Annotated in this window: 21 protein-coding genes; 12 read left to right on the top strand and 9 right to left on the bottom strand. The window is 73.7% G+C overall.

Annotated elements, in window-relative coordinates; translation table 11 throughout:
* Positions 1-15: 15 nt before the first annotated feature.
* The 3 genes from tgmC to tgmA are packed head-to-tail and all read right to left on the bottom strand — an operon-like array spanning position 16 to position 2,452.
* Positions 16-1,176, bottom strand: coding sequence for an ATP-grasp peptide maturase system methyltransferase (tgmC, locus tag ACIGHB_RS28480; RefSeq protein WP_399916862.1), 1,161 nt, complete (start codon positions 1,174-1,176; stop codon positions 16-18).
* On the bottom strand, positions 1,173-2,138 hold the full coding sequence (gene tgmB, locus ACIGHB_RS28475; RefSeq protein ID WP_399916860.1) for an ATP-grasp ribosomal peptide maturase: 966 nt from the start codon (positions 2,136-2,138) through the stop codon (positions 1,173-1,175). The genes tgmC and tgmB overlap by 4 nt, the downstream gene beginning before the upstream one ends.
* Positions 2,139-2,140: 2 nt before the next feature.
* Positions 2,141-2,452 (bottom strand): putative ATP-grasp-modified RiPP, encoded by a 312-nt coding sequence (gene tgmA, locus ACIGHB_RS28470; protein ID WP_399916918.1) that lies wholly within the window; start codon positions 2,450-2,452, stop codon positions 2,141-2,143.
* Positions 2,453-2,736: 284 nt separating this feature from the next.
* Between tgmA and ACIGHB_RS28465 the strand changes: the two genes are divergently transcribed.
* Positions 2,737-3,792, top strand: coding sequence for a helix-turn-helix domain-containing protein (locus tag ACIGHB_RS28465; protein ID WP_399916858.1), 1,056 nt, complete (start codon positions 2,737-2,739; stop codon positions 3,790-3,792).
* Between the two features lie 16 nt (positions 3,793-3,808).
* The gene (locus ACIGHB_RS28460; protein WP_399916856.1) at positions 3,809-4,387 is read left to right on the top strand and encodes an HD family hydrolase; all 579 of its coding nucleotides are present in this window, start codon (positions 3,809-3,811) and stop codon (positions 4,385-4,387) included.
* Positions 4,388-4,439: 52 nt separating this feature from the next.
* Here the strand turns inward: ACIGHB_RS28460 and ACIGHB_RS28455 are convergent, their stop codons facing one another.
* Both ACIGHB_RS28455 and ACIGHB_RS28450 read right to left on the bottom strand, forming a co-directional pair.
* Complete coding sequence (locus ACIGHB_RS28455; RefSeq protein WP_360315223.1) at positions 4,440-5,129, bottom strand: copper homeostasis protein CutC; 690 nt, start codon at positions 5,127-5,129, stop codon at positions 4,440-4,442.
* 51 nt (positions 5,130-5,180) lie between these two features.
* On the bottom strand, positions 5,181-6,287 hold the full coding sequence (locus ACIGHB_RS28450; RefSeq protein WP_399916853.1) for a hypothetical protein: 1,107 nt from the start codon (positions 6,285-6,287) through the stop codon (positions 5,181-5,183).
* A gap of 181 nt (positions 6,288-6,468) precedes the next feature.
* On the opposite strand from ACIGHB_RS28450, the gene ACIGHB_RS28445 reads away from it, so the two are divergent.
* The 10 genes from ACIGHB_RS28445 to ACIGHB_RS28400 all read left to right on the top strand — a co-directional run bounded on the left by ACIGHB_RS28445 (position 6,469) and on the right by ACIGHB_RS28400 (position 15,484).
* A complete protein-coding gene (locus ACIGHB_RS28445) occupies positions 6,469-6,750 on the top strand; it encodes a cation transporter (protein WP_399916851.1) in 282 nt (93 codons plus the stop codon).
* 111 nt (positions 6,751-6,861) lie between these two features.
* Positions 6,862-9,129, top strand: coding sequence for a heavy metal translocating P-type ATPase (locus ACIGHB_RS28440; RefSeq protein ID WP_399916849.1), 2,268 nt, complete (start codon positions 6,862-6,864; stop codon positions 9,127-9,129).
* A gap of 73 nt (positions 9,130-9,202) precedes the next feature.
* Positions 9,203-9,484: a metal-sensitive transcriptional regulator gene (locus tag ACIGHB_RS28435; protein ID WP_031010474.1), complete on the top strand. Its 282-nt coding sequence runs from the start codon at positions 9,203-9,205 to the stop codon at positions 9,482-9,484.
* 169 nt (positions 9,485-9,653) lie between these two features.
* Positions 9,654-10,052, top strand: a complete 399-nt coding sequence (locus tag ACIGHB_RS28430) for a BlaI/MecI/CopY family transcriptional regulator (protein ID WP_360315231.1) — start codon at positions 9,654-9,656, stop codon at positions 10,050-10,052.
* Positions 10,049-10,960, top strand: coding sequence for a M56 family metallopeptidase (locus ACIGHB_RS28425; protein WP_360315233.1), 912 nt, complete (start codon positions 10,049-10,051; stop codon positions 10,958-10,960). The genes ACIGHB_RS28430 and ACIGHB_RS28425 overlap by 4 nt, the downstream gene beginning before the upstream one ends.
* A gap of 139 nt (positions 10,961-11,099) precedes the next feature.
* Entirely contained in the window at positions 11,100-11,579 is a 480-nt protein-coding gene (locus tag ACIGHB_RS28420) for a GNAT family N-acetyltransferase (RefSeq protein WP_399916846.1), read from the top strand.
* A gap of 208 nt (positions 11,580-11,787) precedes the next feature.
* Positions 11,788-12,693 (top strand): SAM-dependent methyltransferase, encoded by a 906-nt coding sequence (locus tag ACIGHB_RS28415; RefSeq protein ID WP_399916844.1) that lies wholly within the window; start codon positions 11,788-11,790, stop codon positions 12,691-12,693.
* Between the two features lie 96 nt (positions 12,694-12,789).
* The gene (locus tag ACIGHB_RS28410) at positions 12,790-13,224 is read left to right on the top strand and encodes a Fur family transcriptional regulator (protein ID WP_399916842.1); all 435 of its coding nucleotides are present in this window, start codon (positions 12,790-12,792) and stop codon (positions 13,222-13,224) included.
* Between the two features lie 116 nt (positions 13,225-13,340).
* Positions 13,341-14,381 carry a response regulator transcription factor gene (locus tag ACIGHB_RS28405; RefSeq protein WP_399916840.1) on the top strand — a complete coding sequence of 347 codons (1,041 nt, stop codon included), beginning with the start codon at positions 13,341-13,343 and terminating at the stop codon, positions 14,379-14,381.
* 50 nt (positions 14,382-14,431) lie between these two features.
* Positions 14,432-15,484, top strand: coding sequence for a helix-turn-helix domain-containing protein (locus ACIGHB_RS28400; protein ID WP_360315243.1), 1,053 nt, complete (start codon positions 14,432-14,434; stop codon positions 15,482-15,484).
* Positions 15,485-15,572: 88 nt separating this feature from the next.
* Here the strand turns inward: ACIGHB_RS28400 and ACIGHB_RS28395 are convergent, their stop codons facing one another.
* From ACIGHB_RS28395 to ACIGHB_RS28380, 4 genes are all read right to left on the bottom strand, one after another.
* Positions 15,573-15,776 (bottom strand): hypothetical protein, encoded by a 204-nt coding sequence (locus ACIGHB_RS28395; RefSeq protein WP_399916838.1) that lies wholly within the window; start codon positions 15,774-15,776, stop codon positions 15,573-15,575.
* Positions 15,777-16,006: 230 nt separating this feature from the next.
* The gene (gene mshA, locus ACIGHB_RS28390; protein WP_399916836.1) at positions 16,007-17,353 is read right to left on the bottom strand and encodes a D-inositol-3-phosphate glycosyltransferase; all 1,347 of its coding nucleotides are present in this window, start codon (positions 17,351-17,353) and stop codon (positions 16,007-16,009) included.
* A gap of 123 nt (positions 17,354-17,476) precedes the next feature.
* On the bottom strand, positions 17,477-19,042 hold the full coding sequence (locus ACIGHB_RS28385) for a class I tRNA ligase family protein (protein ID WP_360315247.1): 1,566 nt from the start codon (positions 19,040-19,042) through the stop codon (positions 17,477-17,479).
* A 47-nt stretch (positions 19,043-19,089) separates the two neighbouring features.
* A complete protein-coding gene (locus ACIGHB_RS28380) occupies positions 19,090-19,836 on the bottom strand; it encodes an SDR family oxidoreductase (protein ID WP_399916834.1) in 747 nt (248 codons plus the stop codon).
* Between the last annotated feature and the right edge of the window lie 20 nt (positions 19,837-19,856).

Genomic DNA, 19,856 nt, shown 5'->3' with positions numbered 1-19,856 from the left:
CGCCTCCGGACACCCCTAGACCGGGAGCGACCACGCCGGCCCCTCCCGGTCACCGAGCCAGACCCGTTGTCCGTCCGGGGCGATGGTCAGGCCGAACGCGGACAGGTGCGGCGCTCCTCGCTCCTGCCAGGTGCTCACGGCCTCCTCGACGGCGTCCCACAAGCGCAGCGGCCCCCGCTCGGTCACGGTCCACCCGCCGTCGCCGTCCGGCCGGGTCCGTGCGTGCGAGCCGGTGGCGACGTCGAGCAGGATCTGTTCCTCGCCGAGGCCGAGCCGTTCGGCGGAGGGCGCGGCGAGCTGGGCGACGAACCGCCCCGTCCAGTCGTCCAGCACGGTCGGGTCGATGAGGCTCGGCCGGCGGACACCGGGAAGGAACTCGACCGGTCCGTGGGAAGGCTGCGTGTGGGACCGCGCCATCATGAACGAGGTGTACCCGGGCAGGAATCTTCCCGAGGCACCGCCCTCGCCGTCGGCGGTCAGCCGGACCAGCCCATGGCCGAACCCCCACCCGGCGAGCGTGAGGAGCAGCGTTCCGCCGGCCCGGACCTGTCGGAGCAGGCCGTACGGCACGTGCCGCATCGAGCAGAACGCGATCACGACGTCGTACGGCGCCGCCTCCAGGTGACCCCGGAGCCCGTCTCCCGTGACGACCGCCGCCCCCGTCCCGTACCCGGCCTCGGTGAGTGCTCTCCTCGCCCGCTCGGCGGCGTCCGGGTCGGTCTCGATCGCCGTGGTGTTCCCCGCTCCGGCGATCTCGGAGACGAGCGCTGTGGAGTACCCCGTTCCGGCGCCGACGATCAGCACCCGGCTCCCCGCCGTGATCCCGGCCCGCTCGATCATCCACAGTACGGAGCCGGGCAGCGTCGAGGACGACGTCGGCGTACCTCCGGCGACGGCTCCGACGGCGTCCTCGGCGAGCACGCCGTCCAGTTGCGTCACCCATGTCTCGTCGCGGTACGCGAGCTCCAGCCATGCGGCGGCCGACGTCCGGTCCCGCCGCACCGGCGTCCATTCCGTCACGCCCGGCGGCGGGCTGGGCCGGTAGACCGCTTCCCCGAGGAACACCTCACGGGGGACGGTCTCGGCAGCGCGTCGCACGTCGGCGTGGGTCACCCTCCCTTTCGAGACGAGCTTCTCGACCAGACGGTGCCTCATGCGGACGGCATCGGCGTTCATTCGGAAGCACCCTTCTGCAGGACGTCGGCGAGCGCGCCGGCGATGGCACCGTTCGACTCCTCGCCGACGAAGGCCCATTGGCCGTTCGGATTACACTCCAGGAACCACCATCGGCCCTCGCCGTCGAGCGCGAAGTCGAATGCCCCGAAGACGAGCCCGAAGGTGTGAAGGTAGGAGCGGACGGCGTCGGCGACGGGCGGCGGTACGGAGACGGGCGAGCAGCGGATCATCCGCTGGTCCTGCCTCCAGTCGACGTGGTCGCCGTCGGTGTCGATCCGGGTGGCGAACAGGTCGTCGCCCACGGCCGCGAGACGGATGTCGGCGACCTTGGGGACGCGCGCCTGGAACAGGTGGGGGCACAGTGCGACCGAGGCATCGAGTTCGTCGGCATGGACGGGGCTCACCCAGACCGTGCGGTTGCGCCCGTCCGCACCTGGCAGGTGCACCCCGTGCAGGGGCTTGTAGACCACCTGACCGTGTCCCCTCGCGAACGCTCTCGCGTCCTCGACCCGATTGGTGATCAGCGTGGGGGCGACGAGGAACCCGAGGCGGCCCGCCACAGCGAGTTGGGCTGGCTTGGAGTCGGCTGCCCGGTTCCGTACCGGATGGTTGACGTGGAGCGTGTCGGGCAGCACGGTCAGGACCCCCGCGTATCCGGCACGGGCCTGCTCGATGCCGAAGCGCCGCTCGGGGGTCTCCGCCTGTCGGGGATCGCCGTACGGGGTCGGGCGGCGCCAGTACGCGGACCGCACCCTCGCGAGGTCGACGTCCCGGCTGGCGGTGGTCAGCTCGCCGGCGAAGCCGCCGGCACCGAACCGCGCAGTCAACCGCGCGGGTTGCGGGAAATCGGTCGCCGGGTCGAGCCGCACGACCGGGACATCCCGCTCGTGCAGCTCACCCACCACCAGGTCCGCCGTGACGTCGCCGAGTGCGGTGATGACGAGAACCGATGGCCTGTCCATGGTCAGTCCGGTACGTGGTCTTCGAGGGCGTCCGAGTCCGACGGCGGGGGCGGCTGCGCGCCGCCGCCGTCGGATCCCGTCGCCGTCGGGGACGCGGTGGACTGGTTGGTGCCGTGCCCGCTCATGTCGACGGCCCGCCCTTCCGCATCGAAGTACAGCGTCGTCTGCGTGACGGGGTCGATCTCCGTGCGGGCGAAGGGCCAGGTCACAGTGTGGGGATAGGGCGCCAGGCGGGTCGCGCCCCAGGGCCGTGCGTACTCCCGGGGGGCGTGGTCGCGACTCGGACGCGACGCATCCGCTTCGACCCGCCGCATGAACCTCTCCCAGCCCCCGGCCGCCCTGACGCGCAGATCGCGACTGGGGGCGCCGGGAGGCGACTCCATCGTGGCCATGTTCTCTCTCCTTCGCTGGCGGATCGATCTGGCGGGAGCGTCAACACCCCTCGTCCATAAGGGGTCTGACCGTTTCCGCGTCCTGAACGTACGGTCGGCTCGGACGCGATAGAACTGACTGGCAGTACGTGTGGGAGACGGACCTGCGAGGAGAGATGGTCATGTCGGCGAAACCGCCCACACCCCGACACACGGCGGCCGGAGCCGTGACCGGCTTCGTGCTCCGCCTCGCCCGCGAGAGCATTCCTCGCACGCAGGCCGCGATGGCGGATGAGCTGGGGGTCGACCTCGGCACGGTGCAGGGATGGGAGTCGGGCCGCCGGCCGCTCGCGCACATGAAGGCCGGGGCGCTGTTGCGGCTGCGTCAACGTCTGGGATTCCTCGGAGCGGACACCGGTGTGCTCGCTCTGCTGGATCCGGCGATGGACGCCGACCAGATCATCAAGGCGGCTCTGGAACCCGCGGGTGACGGCGGACCGCACCCGCTCGCGACCTGGGTGCACACGCGGGAGACGGCGCACATGGTGGCGTGGTCCGTGACAGGCGTGGCACCGCCCGCACTTCGCGCTCGCGTCCCCCTGTCCGGGCGGGGGCCGGCCGCCTCCGCTCCCCTGTTGGGAGCCACGGACCGGAGGCGGTTGTTCGACCATCTGCGGGAGGTCGCCGACGCCGCCCGGAAGCCGGGCGGGGGTGGTTTGCTCCATCGGCAGGCTCTGTACCTGGCTTCCTACGACCGAGGTCCGGAGGCCACCTCCTGGACGGCGCACCACCTGCACGCCCGCCGGGATGTCCTTGCCCGGCGCGGGTGGTCGGAGACGTGGGCCGAAGCCCGTTCGACCGCGACCGCCCTGGCCCGCCTGGGCGATCCCCAGCCACTGCTGGACTTCATCGAACGGTCGCTGGCCGGCGACGACACCGCAGAGGCCGCGAACCTCAACTACTGGGCGTACTGGCTGGGAGGCGTACGGCTTCCGCAGGCCGACGACGGATTCATGCGCGAGCGCGGCCCTGCTTCCTGGGACCCGGTCACGCTGCTGCGCGGGCTCACCCACGGGATGCATGACGCGCCCGGGTACGTCGATCTCTACGTGCACACCCTGTGGGCACTGCTGACCGCGCATCCATGGCTGCCCCAGGCGTCACACGGACTGGCGGACGAGCTGGCGGATCGTACCGGACGGCTTCTGGACGGCGGAGCCGCTTCGTCGAGGGCACGTCGTGAACTCCAGGCCATGCATTACGTTTTGCTTGATCGCACGTGACACGGGAGGTCATCGCATGGCTGATGAGAAGACGCACGCCGCGGGCACGGCCGGCTTCCTCTTCGAGATGGGTGTGCTCAAGAACGCCAAGCGGACCGGCTGGTGGTTCACCGGCAACAACAACCCCGAGTCCATCGCCGAGCACTCCTTCCGCGTCGGGATCATCGGAGCCGTGCTGGCGATGATGGAAGGAGTGGATCCCGCGCGGGTCGCGCTGATGTGCCTCTTCCACGACACCCAGGAGACCCGGATCGGGGACATCCCGCACATCGGCCGCCGGTACCTCGACGCCGCCGCGAACGAGACGGTCACGGCGGACCAGGTGTCCGCGGCGCACCCCACGGTGCGGGACGGGGTGCAGCGCGTCGTGGCCGAGTACGAGGCCAAGGAGACCCCTGAGGCACTCGTCGCCCGCGACGCGGACAAGCTGGAGTGCCTCGTACAGGCGGTGGAGTACCGCGCGCAGGGCAACTCTCTGGTCCAGGACTGGATCGACACCTCGCTGAACAGCCTCAAGACGCCGTCCGCCCGGGCTCTCGCCGACGCCGCCCTGGTCATGTCCCCGCTGGAGTGGCGGCGGACCTACCTCGGCTGAGGCGGTTCGCCGCCGCGGGCCGCCCGGCGCGGGGCGGGCGGCCCGGCACCCGCTACGCGTCGACCGCCTCGCGCCAGGTGTGGACCGCCGTCGCGTCGACGGGAGCCGTCCAGCCGTGGGGGCGGGCGGCGCCGCCGATGTGGAAGGCGGTGAGGCCGGCGGCGCGCAGGCGCGGGAGGTGGTCGAGGCGGAGGCCGCCGCCGACCAGGATCTGGGGCTCGTAGCCGGGTTCGCCGGTGCGGGCGGCCTCGGTTTCGAGGACCGGGAGGCCGGTGTCGACGCCGGCGGCGGAGCCCGCGGTGAGGTAGGTGTCGAGGCCGGGGAGGTCGGCGAGGCGCTTGCGGAGGCCGTCGCGGTCGGCGGCGCGGTCGATGGCGCGGTGGAAGGTCCAGCGGGCGCCGTCGAGGACCGCGAGGAGCCGTTCGACGGCGACGAGGTCGGGTTCGCCGTCGGCGGTGAGGAAGCCGAGGACGAACTCGTCCGCGCCGGCCGAGCGGAGCTCCGACGCCCGGGCCACCAGGGCCTCGACGTCGCCCGCCGCGAAGCCGTCCGCCAGGCGGAGCATCACGCGGAGCGGGATGTCGACCGCGCGGCGGATGGCGGTGAAGGTGGCCGTCGACGGGGTGAGGCCGTCCGCCGCCATGTCGGTGACGAGTTCGAGGCGGTCGGCGCCCCCGGTCTGGGCGGCGACCGCGTCCTGCTCGTCGAGGGCGATCACCTCCAGGACAGCACGGTTGCTCATTGCGCCCATTCCTCCATGAATGACGGCTACAGGTCTAGTCCAATGACCAGACTAGCCGTGCGAGTGGCCTCCCGCATCGTGCTCGGTGGTCTCCGGGGCCGGTGCGGAGGAGGCCGGGGCGGCGCCCCGGGCCTTGTCCGGGGTGCCCGCCTTCACCGTGAAGGCCGCCGTGCGGACCGTGCCCTCGTGCTGGAAGTCGAGGAAGAGGCGGTACGTGCCGGTGCTCGGCGCGGTCGCGGTGAAGGAGACGTCGGGGCCGGGGCCGCCCTCGTTGGGGTGCACGTGCAGGTAGGCGAGGTCGCCCTGGCGGAGGGCGACCAGGTGACCGTACGCGCCGAGGTAGGGCTCCAGGTCGGTGACCGGCTCGCCGTCCTTGGTGACGGTGAGGCGCAGCTCACCGGCCTTGCCGGGGTCGAGGGTGCCGCCGAGGCGGACCTGGTAGCCGTCGACGGTGGCGGTCGGCGCGGCGGCGGGGAGCGGCTTCGGGGCGGCGGCGCCGGGGACGGCGAGGTCGACGCCGAGGGTGAGGGCCTTGGCGCCCTTCGCGGCGGGCTTGAAGTCGGCGAACGCCTTGTAGCCGCCGGCGGCGGGGAGGTCGGCCTCGACGGTCCAGGTGCCGTCGGCCGCCTTCTCGGGGTGGAGGTGGCGGAAGACCGTCAGGTCGCGCGAGGCGACGATGAAGTGGAGCTCCTTGCCGTGCTCGGTGGTGAAGGCGGTGACCTTCTTTCCGGCGGCGTCCTCGATGGCGAACTTCAGGGTGCTGCGGCCGGTCGGCGGGGTGGGGGTCTCCAGGGCGAGGGTGTAGCCGCCGTCGGAGACCTGGAGGCCGCCGGGGAGCGCGGCGCCCGCCTGGGCGGAGCCCTCGGCGTGGCCTTCGTGTCCGCCGGCCGTGGGGGCGGGCGTCTCGGTGTGGCCCTCGTGTCCGCCGGCCGTGGGGGCGGGCGTCTTGGCGTGGCCCTCGTGTCCGCCGGCTGTGGGGGGCGGGGTGGCGGACGCGTGTCCGTCGGCCGTGGGGGTCGGGGTGGCGGCGGCGTGTTCGCCGTGGCCGGTCTGCTTCGGCTCGTCCACCGGACCGACGCCCTTCCCGACGCCGTAGGCGGTGCCGAAGGTCGCGGCGAGCGCGGCGGCGAAGGCGGTGATCTTCACTCCGGTGTTCATGGCGGCTCTCTCCCTTTGCTCGTCGTTCCTCTTGCTCTCTGCACTTCACCATACCCCTGGGGGGTATCAAGTCAAGCCGGGCCGACACTTGCGCCCGATACCACCGGGGGGTATACATGGATCCACGCCGCCGATACCCCCCGAGGGTATCCGGATCACTGAACGCACGATGGAGGACGACATGGGTTCCTGCTGCACCCCCGACAACAGCTGCTCGACCGGCACCACCACCGCGGTCGCCGTCGCCGACGCCACCAGCACCGTCTACGCCGTCTCCGGCATGACCTGCGGCCACTGCAGGACCGCGATCACCACCTCCGTGAGCGCGCTGGAGGGCGTCCTCTCCGTGGACGTCGACGTCGACGGCGGCCTGGTGACCGTCACCTCGGACGGCGCGCCCGACGACGCCGCCATCGCCGCGGCGGTGGACGACGCGGGCTACGAGCTGACCGGCCGCGCCTGACCGGACCGCGCCTGACCCGCGGCACCTGACCGATCCGGCCGCCGGGGCCCGCCCCGTACCCCCGCCCGGGCCCCGGCCCCCGTGCACAGGAAAGAAAGAGGGAGCAGTTTCATGACCACGACGACCCCCGGCACCGCCCAGGTCGAGCTCGCCATCGGCGGCATGACCTGCGCCTCGTGCGCGGCCCGGATCGAGAAGAAGCTCAACCGCATGGACGGGGTCGAGGCCACCGTCAACTACGCGACCGAGAAGGCGAAGGTCACCTTCGCCGCCGACATCCCGGTCGCCGAGCTGATCGCCACCGTCGAGGCGACCGGCTACACCGCCGAGGAGCCCGCGCCGCCGAAGTCCGACGCCGGGTCCGGCGACGGCGGCCCCTCCGACGAGGAGAAGGCCGACGAGGAGCTGCGGCCGCTGAGGCAGCGGCTGATCACCGCGGTCGCGCTCGCCGTCCCCGTCATCGCGATGGCGATGATCCCGGCGCTCCAGATCGAGTACTGGCAGTGGCTGAGCCTCACGCTCGCCGCGCCGGTCGTCGTCTACGCCGCCTGGCCCTTCCACAAGGCCGCCTGGACCAACGCCCGGCACGGCGCGGCGACCATGGACACGCTGATCTCGGTCGGCACGATCGCCGCCTTCGCCTGGTCGCTGTGGGCGCTGTTCTTCGGCACCGCCGGTACGCCGGGGATGACGCACCCCTTCGAGTTCACCATCGCCCGCACCGACGGCGCCGGGAACATCTACCTGGAGGCCGCCGCCGGCGTCACCGCCTTCATCCTGGCCGGCCGCTACTTCGAGGCCCGCTCCAAGCGGAAGGCCGGAGCCGCGCTCAAGGCGCTGATGCAGCTGGGCGCCAAGGAAGTCACCGTCATCAAGAACGGGCGCGAGATCACCGTGCCCACCGCCGAACTCCAGGTCGGGGACCGCTTCCTGGTCCGCCCGGGCGAGAAGATCGCCACCGACGGCACCGTCGTCGAGGGCTCCTCCGCCGTCGACGCCTCCATGCTCACCGGCGAGTCCGTGCCGGTCGAGGTCTCCGCCGGCGACGCCGTCACCGGCGCCACCCTGAACGCCGGCGGCCGGCTCGTCGTCGAGGCCACCCGCGTCGGCGCCGACACCCAGCTCGCCCGCATGGCGAAGCTCGTCGAGGACGCGCAGAACGGCAAGGCCGCCGCCCAGCGGCTCGCCGACCGGATCTCGGCCGTCTTCGTCCCGATCGTCATCGCGCTCGCGCTCGGCACCCTCGGCTTCTGGCTCGGCACCGGCCAGGGCCTGACCGCCGCCTTCACCGCCGCCGTCGCCGTCCTGATCATCGCCTGCCCGTGCGCCCTGGGCCTGGCCACCCCGACCGCCCTCATGGTCGGCACCGGCCGCGGCGCGCAGCTCGGCATCCTGATCAAGGGCCCCGAGGTCCTGGAGACCACCCGCAAGGTCGACACCATCGTCCTGGACAAGACCGGCACCGTCACCACCGGCCGGATGACCCTCCTGAAGGTGCACACCGCCGCCGGTACGGACGAGACCGACGTCCTGCGTCTGGCCGGCGCCCTGGAGCACTCCTCCGAGCACCCGATCGCCCAGGCCGTCGCCACCGGCGCCGCCGCGAGGGTCGGCACCCTGCCCACCCCCGAGGACTTCGCCAACATCCCCGGCCTCGGCGTCCAGGGCGTCGTGGACGGGCACGCCGTCCTCGTCGGCCGCGAGAAGCTCCTGGAGGAGTGGGCGATGTCCCTCCCGGCGAGCCTCAAGGCCGCGAAGGACGCGGCGGAGAAGGCCGGGAAGACGGCCATCGCGGTCGCCTGGGACGGGGAGGCCCGCGCGGTCCTGGAGGTCGCCGACGCGATCAAGGAGACCAGCGCGGAGGCGATCCGCCGGCTCCGGGGCCTGGGGCTCACCCCGATCCTGCTGACCGGCGACAACAAGGCGGTCGCGGAGGCCGTCGCCGCCGAGGTCGGCATCGGCGAGGTCATCGCCGAGGTCATGCCGCAGGACAAGGTCGACGTCGTCAAGAAGCTCCAGGCCGAGGGCCGTTCGGTCGCCATGGTCGGCGACGGCGTCAACGACGCCGCCGCGCTCGCCCAGGCCGACCTGGGTCTGGCGATGGGCACCGGCACGGACGCGGCGATCGAGGCCGGCGACCTGACCCTCGTACGGGGCGACCTGCGGGCCGCGGCGGACGCCATCCGGCTCTCCCGCAGGACGCTCGGCACCATCCGGTCCAACCTCTTCTGGGCCTTCGCCTACAACGTGGCCGCCCTGCCGCTCGCCGCGGCCGGACTGCTCAACCCGATGATCGCCGGCGCCGCGATGGCCTTTTCCTCGGTCTTCGTGGTCGGCAACAGCCTCCGGCTGCGCGGCTTCCAGGCCGCGGACAAGTGACCCGGAACCCCTGACCCGGAACCCCCATCCCGGACCCCCTGACCCGGACCCCCTGACCCGACAGGAGCCCGCCGTGGCCGGTTACGTGCAGCACAAGGAAGACATCATCAGAAGGCTCCGGCGGATCGAGGGACAGGTCCGGGGGGTGCAGCGGATGGTCGACGAGGACGTCTATTGCATCGACGTCCTGACCCAGGTCTCCGCGATCAACGCGGCCCTCCAGTCCTGCGCGGTCGCCCTCCTCGACGAGCACCTGAGCTGCTGCGTCACCGAGGCCATCGCGGCCGGCGGGGACCAGGCGAAGGTCAAGGTCGGCGAGGCGTCCAAGGCGATCGCCCGGCTGATCCGGACCTGACGGAGTGCGCCACCGCCCCCGCGCGAGGGGCCCGCGACCGCGGGCCGCCGCACGGGGGCGGCGGCCGTGTCCGGGGCCGTCACGAACCCGCCATCCTACCCCTAGGGGGTATACCTCGGGCGGGTGTGCGACCCGTACGATGAGCCGCCCGCGAGGGGAGGGGATGCACGTGCGCCGGCTGGGAGAGCTGGAGGCGGAGATCATGGACCGGCTGTGGGCCTGGCAGCGGCCCGCCACCGTCCGCGAGATCGTCGACGACATCAACCGCGGCCGCCGGGTCGCCTACACCACCGTCATGACCGTGGCCGACATCCTGCACCGCAAGGGCTGGCTCCGCCGCGAGAAGGCCGGCCGGGCCTGGCTCTACGAACCCGTCCGCAGCCGCGAGGAGTACACCGCCGGGCTGATGAGCGACGCCCTCGGCGACAGCCAGGACCGCCCCGCCGCCCTCCTCCGCTTCGTCGAGGCCATCTCCGACGAGGACGCCGAAGCCCTCGACGCGGCCCTCCGCACCGCCCGCGGAGCGCTCGACGCGGAACCGGGCACCGGACCGGGGGGCCGCGCGTGAACCACCACGCCCTCGTCCCCCTCGGGCTCGCCCTGCTCTCCGGACTCGTCGTGCCCTGGCTCCTCCTCCGGGCCCGCTGGGCCCAGCAGGTGCCCCGGCTCGCCGTCACCGTCTGGGCCGCCTGCGGCGCCGTCTTCGCGGTGGCGAGCGCCCTGCTCCCGGCGCAGCTGCTGCTGCCGAACGAGTCCAGCCACCGCCTCACCGACATGGTCCTGACGCTGCGCCTCCCGGCCCCCGGCGCCCTGCTCGCGCTGCGCGGCCGGGAGCTGGCCGCGCTCCTGGTGGCCACCGCCGTCCTCGCCGTACCGGCCACCGCCTTCGCCCGCGGCCTGCTGAAGGCCCGCCGGGCCCGCCGGGCGCACGGGGACGTCCTGCGGATGATCGGCCGGTACGACCCCGAGCTGCGCGCCACCGTCCTCGACCACGCCCGGCCCGCCGTCTACTGCCTGCCCGGCCGCAGCCGGCGGGTCGTCGTCTCCTCCGGGGCGGTCGCCACGCTCACCCCCGCGCAGCTCGCCGCCGCCCTGGCCCACGAGCGGGCCCACATCGCGGGCCGGCACCACCTCCTGGTCGCCGCCGCCGAGGCGTTCGGCCGGGTCTTCCGGCGGCTGCCGCTCGCCCGGCACGGCTCCACGGCGGTCCCGCTGCTCCTGGAGATGGCCGCCGACGACCGGGCCCTGCGCCGCTGCACCCGGGACGCGCTCGCCACCGCGCTCTACGCCCTCGCGTCGGGCCGCGCGCCGCGCGCCGCCTTCGCCGCCGGCGGGCCGTCGGCCGCCCTCCGGATGCGCCGGATCCTCACCCCGCACCGCGCGGGACACCCCGTGCTGCGCGGGCTCCTGACGATCGGCGCGGCGACGTGCGCGATGGCTCCGCTCGTCGTCGCCTGCTGTTCCTTCCCGGTCTAATGTCCGGACCAACTCGCTTATTTACTAAGCGAATTCGTAGATTTCGCATCGGTCACGCGGCCCGGAATCGCTCGCTATTGTGGGTACGTTGGAGCTCCGGCTCACCACGGCGCTCGGCACGGCGAAGGGTACAGATCCAATGCAGCTCGCTGGCGTCCGTACGGCAGCGGCCGGCGACGCGACGACGATATCCCGGCTGCTCGCCGACGCGATCCGGAGCAGCTACTCCGGAATGCTGGAGGAAATCCCGCTGCGCCGGCTGATCTCGACACAATGCGCGCTGCCGCGGATACGCGCGGAAATAGAAATTCCGGGGGGTGCTCCCGGCTGGCTCGGCTGGCTGGTCGCGGAGAGCGAGGAGGGCCGGCTCGTCGGCGCCGCCGCGTGCGGGGTGCCGGTGCCGGGCGAGGGCGAGCTGTACGCGCTGGCGGTCGAGGAGGGCGCGCGCCGCCGGGGGATCGGTACGGCCCTGCTCGCGGCGGCCACCGACCGGACCCGCGGCTACGAGGCGCGGGAGCAGCGGGTGCAGCTGCCGGTGGAGGCGGACCCGGCGCTGCCGTTCTACCGGGAGCGGGGCTTCGCGTCGCTGGGTCCGGCGCGCTGGGGCCGCGCGCTCTGAGCCGCCGTCCCCGAGGCCGCCTCCCGCGTGCGGTCCGTCGGGGTGTGGTCCGTCGGGGTGTGGCAGATCCACGCCATCGCGTGTTCACGCAGCCCGATCCGGTGGATCGGGGCTCCTCCGCAGGTCAGGATGGTCGCAGCGGCGCGGTCCCGGCGGCACGGGCGCCTCGCCCAGGACGGCATGGACCGAGCGAGCCCCTGGAGGAGCGATGCACACCCCGAGCGGCACTTCCCTGCCCGCCGTGCCCGCAGCGCTCGCGCCGGTCCTGCCGTCCCGATACGAGCACGAGCGGGAGCGGGAGCGGACGCCCGCCGCGGGCGCGGGAGTACGGATCGCCTCCGACGCGCTGCCGGGTCTGGAGTCCGTCGCCGCGATGGACGAGGGCTCGGTCTGGCTGCACGACGCCCTGCTCGGCCCGCACAGCGCGGACATCGTCCGGTACCTCGGCCTCGCCCGCTCCACCGGCGGACCCGTCCTGGACCTCGGCTCCGGCGCGGGGCGGCTCGCCGTCCCGTTCGCCCGGCACGGCTTCGCCGTGGAGGCCGTGGACCGGGACGCCTCCGCGCTGGAGCGCCTCGACGCCTGGGCCCGCCGGATCGGCCCCCAGGTGGCCGGCCTGGTGGTGACGCACCGCGCGGACCTCACCGAGCTGCGCCTGCACGGGAGTTACCGGCTCGCGCTGCTGGCCGGGGCGATGGTCTCGGCGGTCCCGCCGGCCCGGCGCCCGGGGCTGCTGCGGGAGGTCGCGGCCCATCTGGAGACGGGCGGGGCGCTGGCGCTCGACTACACCGCGCACCGGTGGCCGGGTCTGGTGGCGGAGCCGCGCAGGACCTGGGCGTTCCAGGTGCCGCGGTTCGACGGGATCGACGAGTGGGTGGTGGCCCGGCAGGACTTCGACCTGGGGTCGATGAGCGAGCGGGTCACCTACTACTCGGCCAGGACCGGCAAGCTCTCCTCGGAGCGGACGGTGCTGACCACCGACAAGTGGATCGTGGACCAGGACCGGCTGGCGGCCGAACTGCACTCGGCGGGGCTGCACATCGAGGGCCGGCGGCGGCAGCGGATCGACGACCGCACGGAGTCGGTGCTGCTGGTGTGCCGCGCGGACGACTGACCGCCCGGCGACCGGCCCGCCGCCTGTCGGGGTGGACCGGCAAGAGGTACGATGCCCGCAAACGTTTGAGCGGACCAGATGGGCGAGAGGGCAGTCGTGGAAGAGCTGACGGGCCGCGAGGCGGTGATCCAGCGCCTGCGGGACGTGGGCCTGCGCGTCACCGGGCCGCGCCTGGAGGTCCTCTCGGTGCTCGCCGCCGGCGGCCACCTCGACGTCGAGGCGATCACCTCGACCGCCCGCGAGCGCCTCGGCACCCTCACCAGCCAGGCCGTCTACGAGATGCTGCGGCACTTCCAGGAGACCGGCCTGGTCGCCAAGTTCGACCGGCCCGGCCTGCCCGCCGTCTTCGAGATCTCCGGCCCCCGCCACCAGCACGCCCTGTGCGTGCGGTGCGGCCGCGTGGAGAACGTGACGGCGCCCGCGCCCGCGCCGCCGCGCGGCAGCCTGCCCGGCTGGCGGACCGCCGAGACCGAGCTCGTCTTCAAGGGGCTGTGCCCCGACTGCGCGGAGGAAGCGGAGGAATCCGCCTGATCACGCCCGGACCGCTCCGCCCCTGAACCTCGTGCGGAACGTTCGAATGTGTGGCAGGGTCGGCCGGGGCGTTTTTCAACGGGATCCGCGCGATCCGAGGGGAGTCTGCTGCCGCCGTGTCCAAGAACGCCGCCGGAGCACGTACAGGAGGCGAGCAGGCACTCGCCCTCTACCAGGCGCTCCGCGCCGCCCCGGGCACCCCGCTCGCCGAGGCGGCCCGCGAGCTCCAGCTCACCGACGCCGAACGGGAGCGCGCACACGCCGAGTTGACCGACCTCGGACTGGTCGACACCACCGCGCCCGCGCCCCAGGTCATCGCCCCCGACGTGGCCCTGCTCGGACTGCTGCGGCACGAGCGGGACCGGCTGGAGAGCAGGCTCGCCGAGACCAGCCGCGCGCACACCGCCCTGGAGACCCTCGCAGGACCGTTCCTGCGGGCCAGGACCGAGCCCGGCTCCGAGGTCGAGGTCGAGATCGTCGACGACCCGGCCCGGATCGCCCGCGAGCTGGCCGACCTGACGAAGACCGTCCGCGGCTCCGTCCACACCATGGCCACCGGCTCCGTCCGCCGCGAGGAGATGGCGCAGGAGCTCGACCGCGACCGGGAGCGGGTCGCCCGCGGGATCCGCGTCCAGGCCATGTACAGCCACCGGGTCGGCCAGGTCCCGGAGATGGACCAGCACCTCGCCGCCCGCACCGCGCTCGGCGCCGAGATCCGGCTCTCCCCCGTCGTCCCCATGAACATGGTCCTCGCCGACGAACACTTCGCCCTGCTCCCGACCGACCCCCGCGACCCCGCGTCCCCCGCGATCCTCGCCCGCGGCCCCGGTCTCGTCCGCGCCTACCGCGCCCTGTACGCGTACTGCTGGCGCGCCGCCACCCCGTACGGCCACCAGGAACCCGACGCGCACGGCGGCGACGGGCTGACCGAACAGCAGCGGGCCGCGCTGCGGATGCTCGCCTCGGGCATCAAGGACGAGCAGGTGGCCCGGAACCTCGGGGTGTCGCTGCGCACGGTCAGCCGGCTGATCTCCGAGGTCATGCACGAACTCGGCGCGGCCAGCCGCTTCGAGGCGGGCGTGAAGGCCGCCCGCCTCGGCCTGCTGGACGGCGAGAACGGCCCCGAGGACCCCGGAGGGGCGGGGCGCAGCGCGTAGCCTGACGGTCCGGAACGGACGAAATCGCGACGACGAGGGGGTGGTTCGCCATGGTCACGACGGACGGCGGCACGGGGGACGGCGGGACCGGGCTGCTGGTGACGCTCTATCAGGAGCTGCGCCGTCGCGGGGTGTCGAACTACACGGAGGTCGCCGCCGGCTTAGGACTCTCGCCCGCGGAGTACGAGCGATGTCGGGCCGAACTGCTCTCCCTCGGTCTCATCGTCCCCACCACCAGCCGGCACGCCACCGCCGCCGACCTGCGCAACGCCGACTGGCGCCCCGAGGAGGACGCGGTCGCCTCGGTGGACCCGGAGATCGCCCTGCTGCGCATCCTGGACCGGGAGCGGGCCCGGCTGCGCGAACACCTCGCCGAGGCGGACCAGGCGTACGGCACCCTGGAGACACTGGCCGGGGCCTTCCTGCGGCCCGGCACCCTGGCCGGCTCCGAGATCGCCGTCGAGGCGATCACCGACTACCGGCGCATCCAGCAGGCCCTGGAGGACATCGTCGACGTCACCCAGGAGGCGTCGTGCTCGATGTACCCCACGGGCCCGGCCCGGCAGGTCCCCGAGCGGATCTTCGAGCGGGACGCGCGCAAGCTCGCGCAGGGCGTCCGGATCCGCGCGATCTACCGCACCCAGGACGCCGTACGGCCGGAGGCCGCGGCGGTGCTCAAGCGCCGCGCCGAGCTCGGCGTCGAGGTGCGGATCGCCCCCGAACTCCCCATGACCATGGTCCTCGTGGACCAGCAGTACGCGATGGTGCCGCTGCACCCCGAGGAGCCCGGCCGGGGCGCGATCCTGGCCCGCGGCCCGCTGCTCGTCGGCTCCTGCCTGAGCCTGTACGAGCACTGCTGGCACACGGCCACCCCGTACGGCGACGACGTGGCCCCCGAGCGGGGCGGCGACGGCCTCTCGGAGCAGCAGCGGGCGGCGCTCCAGATGCTCGCGGACGGCATGAAGGACGAGAAGATCGCCCGGAACCTCGGGGTCTCGCTGCGCACGGTGAGCCGCATGCTCTCCGAACTCATGCAGGAATTGGGGGCGTCGAGCCGATTCGAGGCGGGCGTGCGCGCGGTGCGGCTCGGCTGGCTCGACTGACCCCTCCCGGAATTCCCCCGGACGCGCGAAAGCCCCGTGATCGTGGCAGGGCGATCACGGGGCTTTCCGGAATTCCGTACCGGGCGGTTCAGTTCACCGGCGGGGCGGGGGTCGCGGTGGCCGTGTTGTGCGGCCAGTCGACGGTGACGCCGGCGTGCTGGACCGGGGTTTCCGGGGCGCTGTCGGGGGAGACCGCGTAGGCCGCGCCGCCCGCGACGGCGAGACACGCCGTGAGGGCGACCAGGAACTGGCGGACGGCCTTCTGCATTCCGGAGTTCTGCTCGACGGACATGATTCCTCCAGGATTCGTCGATCACGCGAAGGGACTGATTCCCGTCCTCCGGGGGCCCGTGCCGCCGGGCTCTCCCTGAGAACAACTCCATTCTGTCGACGGCCTGTTGGTGAATCCAGAGTTCTTCCATGCGTGGACCCGCCATGGCGTGAGTGCGTCAATCGGCCGCCGAATCAACGGAATTGGCCGGTCCGTAGCGCCCCTAACCTTTGGTCGAACCAAAAGAGATGTTAGACTCGTGCCACGGCCTTCTCGTTCCTCCAGGAGAGAGGGGCCGCCGGGGCAGGGGCGTGCCGCCGCCCTTGCCCCACCCGTGACCCCGCCGCCCGCCGCGCCGGGACCGGCTCCCGTACCGCCAGCGCGTCCTCGTACACCTCGATCGTCCGCGCCGCCGCGCCCCGCCAGCTCATCCCCCGCGCGTGCCCGGCCGCCGCCACCCCCATCGTCGCCCGCGCCCGCGGGTTCACCGCCAGCCACAGCAGCCGGCGGGCGTACTCCACCGGGTCGTGGCCCCGCACGAGCAGCCCGGTCACCCCCTCCCACACCGCCGTCGGCAGCCCGCCCACCGCCGAGGCCAGCACCGGCGTCCCGCACGCCTGCGCCTCCGCCGCCACCAGGCCGAAGGACTCGCTCCGGGACGGCACCACCAGCACGTCCGCCGCCCGGAACCACTCCGCGAGCCGGGCCTGCGGCACCGGCGGACAGGGCCGCAGCACGTCCGTCACGCCCAGCTCCGCCGCCAGCCGGCCCACCGCCCCCTGCTCCCCCGCGCCCGAGTGCCCGCCGATCACCGGCACGAGCAGCCGCTCCCGCAGCCCAGGCGCCATCCGCAGCAGCTCCGCCACCGCCCGCACCAGCACGTCAGGGCCCTTCAGCGGCTGTATCCGGCCCGCGTACAGCGGCACGAACGCGTCCGCCGGCAGCCCGAGCCGGGCCCGCGCCGCCGCCCGCCCCGCGTCGTGCCCCGGCCCGGGAGCGAAGGTCCGCAGGTCCACCCCGGGGCGGACGACCTCCGTGCGGGCCGGGTCCGCCCCGTACAGGCTCCGCAGCGCCGCGGCCTCGTCCGCCGTGTTGGCGATCAGCCGCTCGGCCTCGGCCGCGAGGCGCCGCTCGCCGAGGATCCGGACCGGCGGCTCGGGGGTGTCGCCCGCGCCGAGGTGCGCGTTCTTCACCAGCGCCAGGGTGTGCGCGGTGTGCACCAGCGGGGCGTCCCAGCCGAGGGCCGCGATCCGGCCGGCCTGCCCGGAGAGCCAGTAGTGCGAGTGCACCACGTCGTACGACCGCCCCTCCCGGAACAGGCCGAGCGCGAAGGGCAGCACCAGATCGGGCACCGCCTCCTTCGCCACCGCCCGGCGCGGGCCCGCCACCACCTGCCGGACCCGCACCCCGGGCGCGAGGTCGGTGAGCCGGGGCTCGCCGGCGCCCTGGCAGCGGGTGAACAGGTCGACGTCCACGCCGAGTTCGGCCAGGGCGCGGGAGAGTTCGACCATGTAGACGTTCATGCCGCCGGCGTCCCCCGTCCCGGGCTGGTGGAGCGGGGAGGTGTGGACGCTGAGCATGGCGACGCGCAGGGACACGAGGGGCTCCTGGGAGGTGGGGAGCCGCGTGCCCCCGCGCGTGTCGCGCCGGGAGCACGCGGCGGGAGGGTGGTGTTCGACCGCTCGGGTTGCCGAGAAGTACGGGTGCGGGCGGCGGAGGGCTCAGAAGCCGAAGACCGGGCCCGAGGGCGGGGCGAGCCGGGTGCCCGGCAGCGGCGGGATCAGCGCGTGCCAGTCCACCGCCCGCCCGGTCTCCACCCGCAGCGCCGCCGCGAGCCGGTCCGCGCCCTCCGGCATCACCGGCCGCGCCCACGCCGTCAGCGCCGACGCCACCGCCAACTGCGCGGCCAGCGCGGGCAGATGACGGCACGCGGTGGTGGGCCGGCACCGCTCGTGCGCGTTGACGTGACCGAAGTCGGCCGCCGAGCGGACCATCTCGTCCAGGACGGCGACCGCCCGGCGCGGGTCGAAGGCGTCGGGGCCGTACGCCTCCCGCAGGTCGTCCACCGCCCGGTGCAGCCGCCGCTCCAGGACCTCCCAGCCGGTGCCGCCGGGCAGCGCCTGCGGGGCGAGCCCGTCGCACTCCTCGCGGACCGCCGCGAAGAGCCGGGACAGCCAGCTGTTCCAGTTCTCGTCCAGCTCCCGGCGGGCCGCCGCGAGCCGGTCCCGGCGGAAGACGGTCCTGCGGCCCAGCGGGCGGGCCTGGAGGACGTGCCGGCGCAGGGTGTCGGAGCCGTACTCGGTGAGCAGGTCCAGCGCCCACACGTTCCCCTCCCGCACCCCCTCCTCGATCACGAAGGACTCGTTCACGTTGAAGTCCTGCGGCAGCTTCACGCCCTGCGCGAGCAGCAGCACCGGCAGCAGCACCGCGTGGCAGAAGGAGTGCCCGAAGCCGCAGAAGTGGATGGCGCGGGCCGGCAGCGGCGCCTTCGCGTCGTGGCCGAAGAGGTGCATGGCCGCCGCCTCGAAGCAGCCGTCGATCCGGTGCTCGGGGAAGCCCTCCACCGGCACCTCCAGACCCCACTCCGCCGGGTGTCCGACCGCGATGTCCGGCAGCCCGTCCTCCACCAGCGACTCGCACAGCGCGGCGAGGCGCGGCGGCAGCCCGGCCGCCGCCCAGTAGTCGGCGAGGGTGTCCCGGAACGGTTCCAGCGGGATGTAGAGGCGCCGGCAGCGGCGGGCCACCGCCGGGGCGTCGCAGACCGCGCAGCGCGCCCCGATGAGGTCGCCGCCGTCGTTGGGCCGGGCGCACTCGTGGCACATCCCGCCGTCGCTCGCCGCCCCGCAGTGCGGGCAGGAACCGGTGGCGTGCGCCCCGTACAGCCAGCGGTCGCACGGCTCGCAGTACGGCAGCAGGCGGGTCCGCGGGGCGATGACGCCGTCCGCGTACAGCTTCGCGAAGAGCTCCCGCACCCAGCGCCCGTACCCCCGGTCGCGGCGGGGCCGCACGATGTGGTCGAACTCGACGCCCGAGCGCAGCCAGTCGGCGGTGATCGCGGCCCGGTACCCCTCCGCGACCTCCTCCGGCTTCCGGCCGAGCTGCCGCGCCCGCACCTCGACGGAGCTCGCGTGGTCGGCGGTGCCGGTGGTGAACCGGACGGGCTCGCCCTCGGCCCGCAGGTATCGGGTCAGGACGTCGGCGGCCACGTACGGCCCCGCGAGGTGGCCGATGTGGAGCTCGCCGTGGGTGGCGGGCGGGGTCGCGGTGATCCAGACGGGGGTGCTCACGGAAGCCTCCTGAGCGTCGACACGAAGGGTGATTCGGGGGCCCCGAGTCAGCGGGGCTCGAAGTGGAAGGAGCGGATGAAGCAGTCGCGGGGCTGCTCGACGGCGTAGACGACGCACTCGAAGAGCGCCTGCATGGTGAGCTTGTCGTCGGCGGCGGACCCGGTCGGGTCGATGCCGTCCCACTCCGCGAAGCGCGGGTCGGCGGTCGAGAAGTCGGGCGGGAAGAGGGAGAAGACCCGCACCCCGGACGGCCGCAGCCGGCGGGCCAGGATGTCCGCGAACCCGGCCTGCGCGCTCTTCGCCGCCCAGAACGCCTCGTGCGCCCCGCCGGCGGCGGTCGCGGAGGCGCCCCCCACGTCCCGCACGGCCACCATGTTCACGATGTCGGGCCGCTGCGAGCCGCGCAGCAGCGGCAGGAAGTGCTTGACCATGAGGACGGTGCCGCCGGCCGTGGACTCGATGGTCTCCACGATCTCGGCGTCGCTCGTCGCCTCCAGGTCCATGCCGTCGAGCCAGCGGGCGCCGTTGTTGACCAACAGGTCGACGTGGCGGGTGTGTTCGCCGACCCGGGCGGCGAACTCCCGTATCTCGGCGGGCCTGCTGAGGTCGCAGCCGAAGGCGTGGATGCGGTCCCGGGCCGAGCCGAGCACTTCGGTACGGGTCCGCTCCGCCGCCTCCACCGTGCGCGCCGACACATAGACCTCCGCGCCGAGATGGGCGAAGCCGACGGCGAGCGCGCGGCCGAAGGAGCGGGACGCGCCGGTCACGACGACACGCAGATTCTCGAATGTCATGTGTGTCTGCTCTCCCCACG

The organism is Streptomyces sp. NPDC085460 (genome assembly GCF_044541975.1).
Classification (GTDB): Bacteria; Actinomycetota; Actinomycetes; order Streptomycetales; family Streptomycetaceae; genus Streptomyces.
This window is presented reverse-complemented; position numbering and strand designations above follow the sequence as displayed.

Excerpts from the sequence above, each read along its gene's own strand:
- ACIGHB_RS28380 (WP_399916834.1), bottom strand. The coding sequence starts at position 19,836 with ATGACATTCGAGAATCTGCGTGTCGTCGTGACCGGCGCGTCCCGCTCC.
- ACIGHB_RS28420 (WP_399916846.1), top strand. The coding sequence starts at position 11,100 with ATGCAGCTCGCTGGCGTCCGTACGGCAGCGGCCGGCGACGCGACGACG.
- tgmB (WP_399916860.1), bottom strand. The coding sequence starts at position 2,138 with ATGGACAGGCCATCGGTTCTCGTCATCACCGCACTCGGCGACGTCACG.
- ACIGHB_RS28455 (WP_360315223.1), bottom strand. The coding sequence starts at position 5,129 with ATGAGCAACCGTGCTGTCCTGGAGGTGATCGCCCTCGACGAGCAGGAC.
- ACIGHB_RS28400 (WP_360315243.1), top strand. The coding sequence starts at position 14,432 with ATGGTCACGACGGACGGCGGCACGGGGGACGGCGGGACCGGGCTGCTG.
- ACIGHB_RS28460 (WP_399916856.1), top strand. The coding sequence starts at position 3,809 with ATGGCTGATGAGAAGACGCACGCCGCGGGCACGGCCGGCTTCCTCTTC.
- ACIGHB_RS28440 (WP_399916849.1), top strand. The coding sequence starts at position 6,862 with ATGACCACGACGACCCCCGGCACCGCCCAGGTCGAGCTCGCCATCGGC.
- ACIGHB_RS28450 (WP_399916853.1), bottom strand. The coding sequence starts at position 6,287 with ATGAACACCGGAGTGAAGATCACCGCCTTCGCCGCCGCGCTCGCCGCG.
- tgmC (WP_399916862.1), bottom strand. The coding sequence starts at position 1,176 with ATGAACGCCGATGCCGTCCGCATGAGGCACCGTCTGGTCGAGAAGCTC.
- tgmA (WP_399916918.1), bottom strand. The coding sequence starts at position 2,452 with ATGCGGCGGGTCGAAGCGGATGCGTCGCGTCCGAGTCGCGACCACGCC.
- ACIGHB_RS28415 (WP_399916844.1), top strand. The coding sequence starts at position 11,788 with ATGCACACCCCGAGCGGCACTTCCCTGCCCGCCGTGCCCGCAGCGCTC.
- ACIGHB_RS28395 (WP_399916838.1), bottom strand. The coding sequence starts at position 15,776 with ATGTCCGTCGAGCAGAACTCCGGAATGCAGAAGGCCGTCCGCCAGTTC.
- ACIGHB_RS28445 (WP_399916851.1), top strand. The coding sequence starts at position 6,469 with ATGGGTTCCTGCTGCACCCCCGACAACAGCTGCTCGACCGGCACCACC.